12 protein-coding genes are annotated in these 12,497 nt (G+C 38.2%); 6 read left to right on the top strand and 6 right to left on the bottom strand.

Features of this window, described 5'->3' with window-relative positions:
- Positions 1–90: 90 nt before the first annotated feature.
- The gene (locus ACLCDL_RS09285) at positions 91–306 is read left to right on the top strand and encodes a hypothetical protein (protein ID WP_423148011.1); all 216 of its coding nucleotides are present in this window, start codon (positions 91–93) and stop codon (positions 304–306) included.
- Positions 307–314: 8 nt separating this feature from the next.
- On the opposite strand, the gene ACLCDL_RS09280 is transcribed toward ACLCDL_RS09285, so the two are convergent.
- Complete coding sequence (locus tag ACLCDL_RS09280) at positions 315–866, bottom strand: tetratricopeptide repeat protein (RefSeq protein ID WP_423148010.1); 552 nt, start codon at positions 864–866, stop codon at positions 315–317.
- A 70-nt stretch (positions 867–936) separates the two neighbouring features.
- Here ACLCDL_RS09280 and ung point away from each other — a divergent pair, with 70 nt between their 5' ends.
- Positions 937–1,611: a uracil-DNA glycosylase gene (ung, locus tag ACLCDL_RS09275; RefSeq protein WP_423148009.1), complete on the top strand. Its 675-nt coding sequence runs from the start codon at positions 937–939 to the stop codon at positions 1,609–1,611.
- A 9-nt stretch (positions 1,612–1,620) separates the two neighbouring features.
- Here the strand turns inward: ung and ACLCDL_RS09270 are convergent, their stop codons facing one another.
- On the bottom strand, positions 1,621–2,091 hold the full coding sequence (locus tag ACLCDL_RS09270; RefSeq protein ID WP_423148008.1) for an Lrp/AsnC family transcriptional regulator: 471 nt from the start codon (positions 2,089–2,091) through the stop codon (positions 1,621–1,623).
- A 91-nt stretch (positions 2,092–2,182) separates the two neighbouring features.
- On the opposite strand from ACLCDL_RS09270, the gene ACLCDL_RS09265 reads away from it, so the two are divergent.
- From ACLCDL_RS09265 to smpB, 4 genes are read left to right on the top strand one after another with little or no spacing between them, the layout of a single operon-like run.
- Positions 2,183–2,836 (top strand): metal-dependent transcriptional regulator, encoded by a 654-nt coding sequence (locus ACLCDL_RS09265; protein WP_423148007.1) that lies wholly within the window; start codon positions 2,183–2,185, stop codon positions 2,834–2,836.
- A complete protein-coding gene (locus ACLCDL_RS09260) occupies positions 2,833–4,704 on the top strand; it encodes an Nramp family divalent metal transporter (protein WP_423148006.1) in 1,872 nt (623 codons plus the stop codon). The genes ACLCDL_RS09265 and ACLCDL_RS09260 overlap by 4 nt, the downstream gene beginning before the upstream one ends.
- A 35-nt stretch (positions 4,705–4,739) precedes the next feature.
- On the top strand, positions 4,740–5,585 hold the full coding sequence (locus ACLCDL_RS09255) for a transporter (protein ID WP_423148005.1): 846 nt from the start codon (positions 4,740–4,742) through the stop codon (positions 5,583–5,585).
- A 6-nt stretch (positions 5,586–5,591) separates the two neighbouring features.
- On the top strand, positions 5,592–6,044 hold the full coding sequence (gene smpB / locus ACLCDL_RS09250) for an SsrA-binding protein SmpB (RefSeq protein WP_423148004.1): 453 nt from the start codon (positions 5,592–5,594) through the stop codon (positions 6,042–6,044).
- A gap of 146 nt (positions 6,045–6,190) precedes the next feature.
- Here the strand turns inward: smpB and ACLCDL_RS09245 are convergent, their stop codons facing one another.
- From ACLCDL_RS09245 to ACLCDL_RS09230, 4 genes are all read right to left on the bottom strand, one after another.
- The gene (locus ACLCDL_RS09245) at positions 6,191–8,368 is read right to left on the bottom strand and encodes a GH92 family glycosyl hydrolase (RefSeq protein WP_423148003.1); all 2,178 of its coding nucleotides are present in this window, start codon (positions 8,366–8,368) and stop codon (positions 6,191–6,193) included.
- Between the two features lie 82 nt (positions 8,369–8,450).
- On the bottom strand, positions 8,451–9,608 hold the full coding sequence (locus ACLCDL_RS09240) for a glycoside hydrolase family 76 protein (protein WP_423148002.1): 1,158 nt from the start codon (positions 9,606–9,608) through the stop codon (positions 8,451–8,453).
- Between the two features lie 75 nt (positions 9,609–9,683).
- On the bottom strand, positions 9,684–10,820 hold the full coding sequence (locus ACLCDL_RS09235; protein WP_423148001.1) for a SusE domain-containing protein: 1,137 nt from the start codon (positions 10,818–10,820) through the stop codon (positions 9,684–9,686).
- A 35-nt stretch (positions 10,821–10,855) separates the two neighbouring features.
- The gene (locus ACLCDL_RS09230) at positions 10,856–12,493 is read right to left on the bottom strand and encodes a RagB/SusD family nutrient uptake outer membrane protein (RefSeq protein ID WP_423148000.1); all 1,638 of its coding nucleotides are present in this window, start codon (positions 12,491–12,493) and stop codon (positions 10,856–10,858) included.
- Between the last annotated feature and the right edge of the window lie 4 nt (positions 12,494–12,497).

Here is a 12,497-nt window from a genome sequence, read left to right as displayed (position 1 = left end):
AAATCATTCCCTTTTAACAAAAACTTAAAGGCCTGTTAATTGTTAGTTAACAGGCTTCTTTTATTTTTAGACCGACAAATAGTACAAATTATGAAAACATCAAGTCTTGAAATTACCGACAGAGAATACCTGATTAAACTAAATAAGGAAGAATTTGACCTTTCTTTTATCAACCAGTTGTTAAAACGAATTCAATCTGAAGATTTTTTTACCCAGAATAAATATGAAGACCAGGATGAAGAACTTATCAGAAAAGTTTCTTATTCAGACCTTTCAGTCCGTTTTGATAATTTGAATGAGAAATAGAATTTCTACTATCGATTCCTGAATCCTCTGCTCTGAACTACTGTACGGTCCATCTGAGACATTTGCCCCTGCATCATTTTTATCTGCTCCGCTAAAAGCTTGTTCTTATCTGCTTTTTTTGCTTCCTGAAGATACATAGTTGCCTCCCGCTTATTTCTTTTTGCCATAGCAATACCCGCCAAACTTAATTTTGCCAGCGCAACATTATGATCCATAGTCATACCCAGAGAAAGCGCTCTTTTAAAATACTTTTCAGATTGCATGGGTGCCTTCCTGGATTCAATTAATCCCAATAAAAGATGATAATATCCATGCTGGCCACGCATCAATTGTTTCTCATAATTAGTTATTTTATTAAGCCATTGCTGCGCTTTGTCCATATTTTCTTTGCGTAAATAGTACTGTGCAATCAGCATATTTTCATTAAAAAAGAAGGTCACAAACACAATTACAGCTAACAATATTCCCAATATTCCCCACCCCCAATATCCAAAAACCATTAGGGCAACAGAAGCTCCAAGCAGTACAAAGGCAATAATTAATCTTATAAAATTAGGCATCTATTTTTTTTATTTTAGCAGCACAAATATCTGCTAATTTAACGGCTTAACCAACATAAACGTTCGAATTATGTCTGTACAACTGGAAGAATCATGGAAAGAATTACTCGGGAAAGAATTTGAAAAAGATTATATGAAGCATTTAAAATCCTTTCTTCAGAAAGAAAAAGAGGAAGGGAAAACAATTTATCCTCCCGGAAATTTAATTTTCAATGCTTTTCACCACACTCCTTTCAATAAAGTAAAAGCAATCATTTTAGGACAGGATCCTTATCATGGAAAAAACCAGGCAATGGGACTTTCATTTTCAGTTCCGAAAGGGGTAACAATACCACCCTCATTGAGAAATATTTATAAAGAGCTTGAAACCGATATTCCCGGATTTCAATATCCTGGTCATGGAGATTTAACAAAATGGGCAGACGAAGGAGTTTTACTTTTAAATGCCACCTTAACGGTTCGGGCAGGACAGCCCGCTTCTCATCATAATAAAGGCTGGGAAATTTTTACAGATCAGGCAATAAAAGAACTATCTTACGGGAAAGAAGGCCTGGTGTTTTTATTATGGGGAAAAAACGCACAAGCTAAAATCCCATTAATTGACCAGGAGAAACATACTGTTTTAAAAGCGGCACATCCTTCACCCTACTCGGCAGAGAATGGCTTTTTTGGATGCCGTCACTTTTCAAAAGTAAATGAAATTTTACAAGAGAACGGGAAGGGAGAGATTGACTGGCAGATATAAAGTTCCATATTAATACTCCAACGGCACCGAAGGTTCTTTTTTACTTGTAGAGAGAATAATCATGGTTTGAAAAGTTTTCACTACACTGATCTTGCTGATCTTATCCATAATCAGTCGTTCATACGCCTTTATATCCTTAACATACACTTTCAGAATAAAATCACAGTTGCCCGTAACGTGATGACATTCTGTAATTTCTTTTATTTGTTTTACCTCATCAACAAAAGTTTGTATGGTATTATTTTTATGGAAATCCAATTGAATCTGAATAAACGTTTTTATTCCTAAACCCAGCATTTCTTCATCTACCAGCGCATGGTAACTTTTTATAAAACCTGCATTTTCAAGTTTTCTTGTCCTTTCTAATGTAGGTGCTGGCGAAAGACCAATCTCATTAGACAGCTGAAGATTAGTTATCCTCCCATTTTCCTGAAGAATTTTTAAAATCTGAAGATCTGTTTTATCCAATTCAAATGCCATATTCAAAAATAGGTTTTAAATCAATTCAAAATATTTTTTATTATTTAGAGTAATCTAAAAATTTAATTAGATTTGTTTAAACATTAATTCCATGAACTCGTTAACTGAAGAAAACTATTTAAAAACCATCTACCATTTAAGTCACAATGGAAGCATCGCAGTTAGCACAAATAGTATTGCCGAAATGATCAGTACAAAGGCTTCATCTGTTACCGATATGATGAAAAAACTGGCAGATAAAGAGTTAATAAACTACATCAGGTACCAGGGAGTAACATTAACAGATAAAGGAAAAAAAACCGCAGTTAATATTGTGAGGCGCCATCGTTTATGGGAGGTTTTTTTAATGGATAAATTACAGTTCAAATGGGATGAAGTGCATGACATTGCTGAAGAACTTGAACATATAAATTCCGAAATGCTTATAAACAGGCTGGAGGAGTTTTTAGGGTATCCGAAAGCAGATCCTCACGGCGACCCGATACCGGATAAGAATGGAAAATTTATGGATAAGGAGTTTACCCCCATCAGTAAAATGCCGACAGGAGAACGAGGTATCATTTCGGGTGTAAAAGAGCATTCATCCAAGTTTCTTCAGTACCTGGAAAAAATTGGGTTAACGCTTGGCAGGGAAATAACTGTAAAGGAAATAATCGAGTTTGATGGCTCCGTAATTCTGTATGTCAATACAGGAAATGAATTAACAATAAGCAGAGATGTTGCTAAAAACATATTAACAGTATGAACTATAACCAAAGTGAATCGTTAAGTGAAGTGCATTCTTCAGTAAAAACAGAGCACAAAAAAGGCTGGAGAAAAATACTCTCATTCCTGGGGCCCGCATATTTAGTAAGTGTGGGGTATATGGATCCGGGGAACTGGGCTACCGACATTGCAGGCGGAAGCCAATTCGGATATAAGTTGCTCTGGGTACTTCTAATGTCGAACCTGATTGCTTTACTATTACAATCACTTAGCTCACGTTTAGGAATTGTACGCGGGTTAGACCTTGCTCAGGCGTCCCGCCAAACTTATCCCCGCTTTGTAAATTACCCGCTTTATTTTTTAGCCCAGATTGCAATTATAGCCTGCGACCTGGCTGAAATTATTGGAATGGCCATCGGCTTAAACCTTCTTTTCGGACTTCCGCTTATATGGGGAATTTCTATTACTATCCTTGACACCTTTCTCCTGTTGTTTTTAATGAATAAAGGGATGCAAATAATGGAACGATTTATCGTTTCGATGGTATTTATTATAGGCGTATCTTTTTTAGTAGAAATTTTTATCGTAAAACCTGATCTTGCAGAAGTTGCATCTGGATTTGAACCCTCTTTCCTTTCGGGAAACATCTTGTATATCGCCATCGGTATTATTGGCGCAACCGTTATGCCTCATAATTTATACCTGCATTCATCGCTGGTGCAAACCCGTAAAATAGAAAGAAGTAACAAAGGAATAGCCGAAGCTTTAAAATTCAATTTACTTGATACAACAATAGCGCTTAACCTTGCATTTTTTGTAAATGCATCCATTTTAATTCTTGCCGCAGCAGCTTTCTATAAAAATGGCTTATACCAAGTTGCAGAAATACAAGACGCCTATAAACTCCTTGATAACATTTTCGGTTCGCTGGCTCCAACATTATTCGCAATTGCTTTAATAGCCGCCGGACAAAGCTCGACAATAACAGGTACCCTTGCAGGACAAATTGTAATGGAAGGGCATCTTAATTTAAGGATACAACCCTGGTTAAGAAGATTATTAACACGTCTTCTGGCTATTATTCCTGCATTTGCAACTATTATTTATTACGGAGAAGATGCGCTTGGAGAGCTGCTTGTGTTAAGTCAGGTGGTTTTGAGCTTGCAATTAGGCTTTGCAATTATCCCGCTTATTCATATCAACTCAAACAAAGCGCAAATGAAAGAATTTGCCATTAAACCCTTAACCAGGATACTGGCATGGGCAAGTGCAACACTAATAGTTGTATTAAATGCCAAACTGGTTGTTGAGGAAATAATCACATGGATAAACAGTTCTGATCAAAACTGGTGGATATATACCTTCATACTTCCACTTGCTTTTGGAATCGGCGCCTTGCTATTGTTTATCTTTATCTATCCCTTACTTAAAAAAAATACATATTCTTTATCCCATACTCCTCATGGAAAAGCACTTGATTTTGGAGAACCGGAGCTTGTACACTATAAAAGAATCGGGATACCCGTTGATTTTTCCAGGAATGACCTGAATACCATCCGGCATGCATTAATGCAGGGAGGTAAAGAAGCGCAATACCTGCTTATACATATTGTAGAAACCGCAGGAGCCGCGTATCATGGAAAAAATGTGTTAGACCACGAAACGGTGAGCGACGCAGAAAATCTTGATAAATACCACTCGAACTTACAAGGGCTGGGTTATAATTCGAAAGTACTTATAGGTTTCGGTACTCCAGCTCAAGCTATATCAGAACTGGCAAAAAACAACAAAATGGATTTATTGGTAATGGGTGCACATGGTCATGCCGGAATCAGCGATATACTATTTGGAACTACATTAGATTCAGTCAGGCACAAAGTAACAATTCCTATTCTTATTATTAAATAGGCGCACAAGTTGCTACCCGTTAACGAATAATTCTAATGAAAAAACACATCTGCCTTTTTTTTCTCTGCGTATGTCTGGGTACTATTGTTAATGCGCAGGATACTGTATCGCTAAATAAAAAAGGTTATAATTTTATAAATCCAACTCCCCGTCAAAAAATGCGGGAAATGGAAACCGACCGGCCTGATATTACAGAAAGCGCTTACACCGTTGATGCCGGACATTTTCAATACGAAGCAGACATTTTCCGTTCTGTAAAGACTAAAGAAGAAGACTTTACAATAACTGAAAATTCTTACAATGTTGGAAATTTAAAATTTGGAATTACAAATACGCTAGACCTTCATGTTATTGTGGAAAGCTACAGGAGCTATCGCATTAAAGATAACACAGGAAAAATCAGCACATCTTCCGGAGGATTTGGGGATATTACAGCACGAATTAAAAAAAACATCTGGGGAAATGATTACGGGAAAACCGCATTTGCAGTAATGCCCTATATTACGTTTCCTACTGCTACCAAGTCTGAAAACAAACATATTGAAGGAGGAATTGTCTTTCCTTTTTCTATAGACCTGAACAATGATTGGGAATTAGGGATGCAACTTCAGGTGGACCTGTTAAGAAATGACTGGAATAAAAAATATCATGCATCCATTTTAAACTCGTTTGTTATAAACAAAGGGATTACTGACAAATTCAACTTCTTTGCAGAGAGCTATTACGACTATGATTTCGCCAATGAAGAGTTTGGAATTTATATAAACGGAGGCCCTTCTTATTCCATTTCAAAAAACTTCAAGCTGGATGCAGGTGTTAATATTGGCTTGGAGAAAGGTTCAGATAAAGTTTATTTTGCAGGATTTTCTTTTCGATATTAGCGCATTATGTCAGACAAGAATTTAAACATACGTAATAAGAAAGCATACTTCGAATACCATATACTGGATAAATACACCGCGGGGATAAAATTGCTGGGCACAGAAATAAAATCAATACGTGACGGAAAAGCAAATATTAATGATGCTTTCTGCACAATACTGGATGACCAGCTTTATGTACGCAATATGCATATTGCCGAATATTCGCACGGTTCGTTCTATAACCATGAAGCCAAACGCGACCGAATCTTACTGTTAACTAAAAAAGAACTGAAAAAGCTGAAAGACAAAAGCGAAGAAAAGGGATTTACCATAGTTCCGCTACAGCTTTTTATAAGCGAAAGAGGATTTGCCAAGCTGGAAATAGGTTTAGCGCAAGGTAAAAAGGCGTTTGATAAGCGGGATACCATTAAAGAACGTGAAAGCAAGATTGAACTGGACAGAGCTATGAAACGATAGTTGATTTAATACGATTATTCTTCCATGGTAATATAAAATTAGAAACAAAAAGCCCTCATTTTAAATGAGGGCTTAACTAACTAAATTAACTAATAAAAGAGAGAACTTTTAGCTCCTTGCGGAGACGTTTAACAATTGCAATCTTATTATTCTGCTGAAATCTCTATTTCACCTCCATTCTTCAACAGTTCATGCGGAACAAAATAGCCGCTCTTTTCATTTCCGTCCACTTTAATAGATTTAAGATTCCGGCCTGCGCCTGATTTTTTAATAGTTAATACATTGCCGCTGTTTAACTTCCATTTAACTTCATCAAAAAGCGGTACCGTTACTAAATATTCAGGATCGGTAGCAGAGAAAGGATATAAGCCCAATGCGCTGAAAACATACCAGGAAGACATTTCGCCCGCATCATCCATTCCGCAAAGAGCAAGGCCTTCATCCCCTATTCCATATAAATTATTCAGAATAGTGTCCACTATTTTTTGCGATTTTTCAGGCTTACCAATAAAATAATAAGCGAAAGGCGCTTCATGATCCGGCTGATTTCCATGGCAATACTGCCCTATGAAGCTGGAAACATTCCTGGCGATATAATTGGGATTCCAGGGAACGGTAAAGAATGAATCTAGTTTGGATTCAAAGCCTTTCGAGCCACCATAAAGCTGTATTAATCCGGGCATATCGTGCGGTGCGTAGAACGATACCTGCCATGCATTCGCTTCGCGATACATATATTCGTAATATGGATATTGTGGGTTAAAAGGTTTAATCCAGTCGCCGTTTCCTAACCTCCCACGCATAAAACGGGTTGAAGGATCAAACATATTCCGGTAATTTTTAGATCTTGCCATTAGAATACGATAATTGGTAGTATCGCCCAATTTTTTTGCGATTTGCGCTACTGAATAATCATCATAAGAATATTCTAAGGTTTTTGACACACCGGCTTTTGCTTTGGTTTCTACATGAGGGTTGGCTACATCAGGATCAGAAATATATCCTTTTTGAATGTACTCATCGCCGTATGGCCTAGCCTTATTTTCGGCATTGGCATTTTTCAGCAATAGTTGATAAGTACCTCTAATATCAAAATTATCGATTCCTCTTAAGTATGCCCCTGCAATTGAAGAAGCACCATGATCGCCATGAAAGAATGTAGGAATTGCTCCTGTTTTGTCGCCCACATCCTTCATAGACTTGATAACATCAAGCGTAACCTGAGGAGAAACCAGGCCGAGAAGAACGTCTTTGTTTCGGTAAGTATCCCACAACGATGGTTCGGTATAATACTTAAAATCAGCTTTAACTACATTTCGCTGTGCATCTCTGTATTCTCCATTTACATCGCTTCGTAAGGCGGGCCACAAAAACGAGCGGTAGAAACATGAATAGAACATTCGTTTTTGCTTATTCGTTCCGCCTTTTACCTGTATGGATGATAAAAGAGTTTCCCATGTATTATTAGCTTCTTTACGAACAGTTTCAAAAGTTTTGCTGCCTATTTCTTTTTCAAGATTCTCTTTTGCATTTGCCACGCTTACAAAAGACAAGCCTATTTTAAGTTCAACCGGAACTTTTCCGCCGTCCGCCAAATGAACAATGGCATACCCTGTTTCTTTTCCCTCGTCTTTCTTTTCCAGTCTTTCAATCGGGGTATTTAATTTAGCATAGAAATAAATATTTTCTCCGCTCTGAAAACCTTGTAACGCTAAATTACCGTCTTGCTCAATATTCCAGCTTCTTACTCCGCTTAAAGCGTGGGCTAAATCAAAAAGAATTTGTCTTCCTTTAACATTTTTGTATTCGTATTTATGGTATCCACAGCGTAAAGTGGAAGTTAAGCTCACGTTGATATCATAGTCCTCCAGATATACCTGATAGAAGCCCGGGGAGGAGCTTTCTTTTTTATGAGAGAACTTTGAACCGAATATACTTCCGGGGTTGGAAAGAGGAAGAATGGGAATATTACCTAAGTTCCAGTGGCCTTTATTAGTATGCGAAAAGCTTACAATGACTGAATCTTCGTATTGATAACCAGCACCTGCAGGCTGATATAGAGTCATGGGACTAAGTTGTACCATTGCATTGGGCAATGAACTACCTGGATAAGTAAGCCCGGCCCAAACCCTCCAGTTTTCAGGAGGCGTGTATCCGATAACTTTTGGATTGGTTAGCGGAGCCGAACCTATAAAGGTATTTACATACTTTGTAAAATCTCCAGATGCATTTTGATCTGAAAGCAATTTGGTTGTTTTGCATCCTACAAGAAGAATTACAATTACCAAAAGTAAACCTGTTATATTTCTAATTTTCCATTTCATTCGTTCTCGGATTTTTATTCATAGAGGTATTAATTATTTAATGGGCAACTTAATTACAAAGCATCCTTCATCGTTTTTCCCTTTACAGTTTCCCTTCTTTATCCAGTTTTGCAGCCGCCTCTATCAGCATTAATCCGCTTAACTGAGTTGAAAGATCTGTATTGCCGGATGGCTTATTTTTCCAATCGGGACTAATCATCAAACCGGGGCGACTAATTCCTTTGGTATATAAAGTTTGCGCATTATTTTTCAGAAACTGAATATAATTATCACGATCAGCTTGCGACAAATCCGGTTCTTCAATCAGTTGTGCCAGGTAACGAACAAGAATTCCCTTAAAAAGCCCCCCATCGCCTTGTCCTTCATTTTTTAAAATACCTCCGGGAGCAAGTTCAAGATCCTTAATGACACTATTTGCGGTCCGAACTGCATCATTCAGGTAAGCTTCATCCCCTGTAACTTTATACAATTCATGCTGTGCGCCAATTAATACGCCCTGATTATATGTGTACTTATTTCTATCAATTTGTCCGTCGCCTTTGGAATTTATGCCGTCCCATGCTAAACCCGTAGCAGGGTCAATCAATGTAGTTTTCAGCCATTGATACAAAGTCTTAGCCAACTCCAGGTCCTGATTATTTTGCTGTTGCTGAAAGAGCCCGCAGGCTAAAATAACAGCAGGCGCATTGGCCGGAGTATTTTTATAATCCAGTTGTGATTTACGCCAGGCTATACCACCACCCTGATTGTTATTCAATCCTGTCTTAATATCGTTCCACAAAATATTGGCTGCATTTAAAAAAGAGTCATCCTGTGTAACGCCATAAGCACGCAGGCTGGCCAGTGCTAGCCATTCCATGTCGTCATAATAATCATTGGGATAATTGCCATTATTTTTATCATTAATGCCGTTTAGCAACGAGGTCATTCGTTGTTTATACACATCATCCTGACTTCTGCTATAACCGTCAACCAAAACATCCAGCATATGAGCATTCCACCAATAATTAAAGGAATTATTACCTGTATTATTCTGAATAAAATATTTACCATCAGCAGACAGAAAAGTTGTATAGGTGATATCCTGTAAAGAATCTGCAGTTTCCGGCCAGTTATATTCAACAGTTTTGGTTTCTCCGTTGTAAAGAGGAAAAGGTTTGTCCTTTACACATGAGGTATTTGCAAGAATAAAAGGAAGCGCTAATGCAATAAATAAAGAAGAATACGATTTTAATTTCATAATACGTTTACTATAAATTATCCCTCTCCCGGTAAACTAAGTTTACCGGGCTAAGGACAACAAATCCAATTACATTTATTTTATAGTTACTGAATGAGTGTAAGCTCCTGAAGCGTTGAAATCAACTTTAATGTCTGCATTCTTATTATCTGCATCACCGTTAAATTTGAACGTATAATCGTACTGCGAATTATCTACCGGATACATTTCCCAATAAGATAGAGGAGTACCTGCATCTGGGCGGCCATTATCCCTGTTTTTACTTCCGAACCACTCTGCTGATTCTGCTCCTGACGCATCCTTTACAGTAAACTTAAACTTATAGCGCTCATCTCTCCCCCAGTCTTCCTGATGGAACACAACCGCTGCATTATCAATTTCCCAGGTACTGTTACCAGTATAAGGAAGATCATACCATATTTTATTATCTGCAGAAAACCACAGGCCAACCGATATAATTTCGGTAACAGTAGCCGAAGCATTATTAAAATTGAGTGAAATCCGATAAACTTTTGCATCTCCGCTTACTGTGGTACTTCCGCCTTCCTGCATCTTATCGCCGTTTAAAGAATATGTCGCAGGAGTGCCGGTATTTCGCTCTGCAAAAGTGTAAGTTCCGTCTTTTAATGAGGTATAAACTTCAAAGACACCGTTAGAGACTTGCTTAAAAGGAATTGCCTTGCTCAGGTCGTCACCGCTTTCTGTTGCTGAACCTGTAAGGTACAGCTGAGCAGGAATTTCTGTAAAGCCGGCAGGGCGTTCTAACTCCAGAACATTTGATACAGAGGAGTTCTGTACATTAATTCCTTTAGAAGAAACAACGGTCCACTTAACTTTTCCGGTTCCTAATGGCTGAATACCCGCTGCATTTGCAACTTTATTCAAATCCGCATAACTCATGCTCAGCTTGTTATACAATCCATTATTATCTGACGAAACCGAATAAAGAGGCTTTGAAAAATCGCCGTCTTCTTTATCGAATAACACTTCATACAATACAAGTCCATTGTCTTCAGCCCTAGCTTGTTCCCATTCAAATACCAGTGAGCCTGAAGCCGGTTCCAGTTTTACATATTTATTATTTTCCGGAGCAAAAAGGTTTTTCACTTCAGAAACTTGAGTATGGTTTAGCTCCTTATCTTTTTTACAGCCTGTAACCACCAGCAAGGCAGAAATACAAGTAAATAAAATGCGGTTAAAAAACGTTTTCATAAAAATATCTTTATTTTAAGTTAGAATTGATTGAATTACCAGCCTGGATTTTGAGTAAGATTCGGATTCAGATTCCTCTCATCTCTTGGTATAGGCCATAAATAGTTTTTACTTTCATCAAAAGTTCTCTGGTTTGCCCTGATGTATCCATTATCCACAGACTCAGGCCCAAACTTAGCACCGTGAGCCCATCCGTTTAAAACATCTTCTGCAATTCTCCACCGGCGGATATCAAAAATCCGTAAACCTTCCATTGCCAGTTCTGTACGGCGTTCATTACGAATAATTTCACGAAGCTCGGGTTGTCCCCCTGCAGTGTTAAAGTTTAATGCACCCGGATCTGTAAAACCGGCACGTGTACGTAATGGCCTGATAGTTTCATTCCATATGCTTTCGTTCATTTGCCCTAACTCATTCTTTGCTTCGGCATACATTAATAATATGTCTGCATAGCGAATAAGAATAAGGTTTAAACCAGACAGAAAATTTGTAGATGAAGTTGGATCGTAATACTTTCGAATGTAATAGCCGGTTGGTGAACTTACCGCTCCCGGAGCATATTCATCCAGCTTCTTCGTCTGGTCAGGATCAGAACCCGGTTTAGTATAAATTACCTGCGTAGTTCCATCAGGTTTTTTCCACTCATACCCATTGTAAACAATGGTATAAGTTAAACGAGGATCACGGTTGCTGTACGGATCATTTTCATTATAGGAAGAGGAAGGGTTATGAATACCTGCACCATTGGACATGATATAACTGTCTACCAATTCCTGAGTAGGTGCCAGTGCGTTTAACCTTGCGCCAACAGAAAGAGGGGCAAAATCAAAGAAATTATTATATGCCCGTACTTCCGGTACATATTGCAGATCAAGGATAACTTCGCTGTTGTTCTCGTTTTGCGGCAGGAACAATCCTTCGTAAGAAGGGAACAGGTTATAAGTACCGTTGCTGTTATTATTTATCAGTTTTTCGCATTCGTTAACTACATCCGACCAGCGGCTTTCATAAAGAAAGGCTCTTGCCTTAAGAGCGATAGCTGCACCTTTTGTAATCCTGCCTTTATCTGTTTCTGAATACGCCTTATTAACAGGCAGTATAGTTTCAACTTCATTTAATTCCTTTAAAATAAATTCAAGAACCTGTGCCCGTGGAGTACGAGCAATTGTTTTAGATTCTTCCACAGAGATATCGTGATCAAATAGCGGAACATCGCCAAACCAGGTCATCAATTGAAAATAATGAAAGGCACGTATAAACCGGGCTTCTGCTTTCATGCGGCTGTTAAGAGCTGCGTCCATATCCGGAACCCTGTCAACATTTTCAAGAAAAATATTGCAGGTTTTTATTCCAGTGTAATGAAAGTTCCATTCGTCTCTCAATCTCGGAAGCGAGGCATCATAAGAGCCGGCGGCCAGCGAAGCCACACCGCTATTGTCACCTCTTCCATTGTATGCATTGTCAGACATTCCTTCATTATAAAAGAAATAATCGTTACGAAACATCTGAGAGTAAGCGGTATTTAAAACGCTGTTTGCTTTGGCAGTGGTAGTCCAGTAATTCACATCGGTAAACCGATCGGTAGGAACTAAGTCAAGCTTTTTACAGGCCATGGACAGTATGACCACCAGCACTGCAAAAACATTCTTTATAATAGTTATTTTAGTGTTCATCGGT

The organism is Rubrilithobacter danxiaensis, from assembly GCF_047272945.1.
Taxonomy (GTDB): domain Bacteria; phylum Bacteroidota; class Bacteroidia; order Sphingobacteriales; family Sphingobacteriaceae; genus Rubrolithibacter; species Rubrolithibacter danxiaensis.
This window is presented reverse-complemented; position numbering and strand designations above follow the sequence as displayed.

Coding starts and splice junctions, on each gene's coding strand:
- ACLCDL_RS09285 (WP_423148011.1), top strand. CDS start 91: ATGAAAACATCAAGTCTTGAAATTACCGACAGAGAATACCTGATTAAA.
- ACLCDL_RS09280 (WP_423148010.1), bottom strand. CDS start 866: ATGCCTAATTTTATAAGATTAATTATTGCCTTTGTACTGCTTGGAGCT.
- ung (WP_423148009.1), top strand. CDS start 937: ATGTCTGTACAACTGGAAGAATCATGGAAAGAATTACTCGGGAAAGAA.
- ACLCDL_RS09270 (WP_423148008.1), bottom strand. CDS start 2,091: ATGGCATTTGAATTGGATAAAACAGATCTTCAGATTTTAAAAATTCTT.
- ACLCDL_RS09265 (WP_423148007.1), top strand. CDS start 2,183: ATGAACTCGTTAACTGAAGAAAACTATTTAAAAACCATCTACCATTTA.
- ACLCDL_RS09260 (WP_423148006.1), top strand. CDS start 2,833: ATGAACTATAACCAAAGTGAATCGTTAAGTGAAGTGCATTCTTCAGTA.
- ACLCDL_RS09255 (WP_423148005.1), top strand. CDS start 4,740: ATGAAAAAACACATCTGCCTTTTTTTTCTCTGCGTATGTCTGGGTACT.
- smpB (WP_423148004.1), top strand. CDS start 5,592: ATGTCAGACAAGAATTTAAACATACGTAATAAGAAAGCATACTTCGAA.
- ACLCDL_RS09245 (WP_423148003.1), bottom strand. CDS start 8,368: ATGAAATGGAAAATTAGAAATATAACAGGTTTACTTTTGGTAATTGTA.
- ACLCDL_RS09240 (WP_423148002.1), bottom strand. CDS start 9,608: ATGAAATTAAAATCGTATTCTTCTTTATTTATTGCATTAGCGCTTCCT.
- ACLCDL_RS09235 (WP_423148001.1), bottom strand. CDS start 10,820: ATGAAAACGTTTTTTAACCGCATTTTATTTACTTGTATTTCTGCCTTG.
- ACLCDL_RS09230 (WP_423148000.1), bottom strand. CDS start 12,493: ATGAACACTAAAATAACTATTATAAAGAATGTTTTTGCAGTGCTGGTG.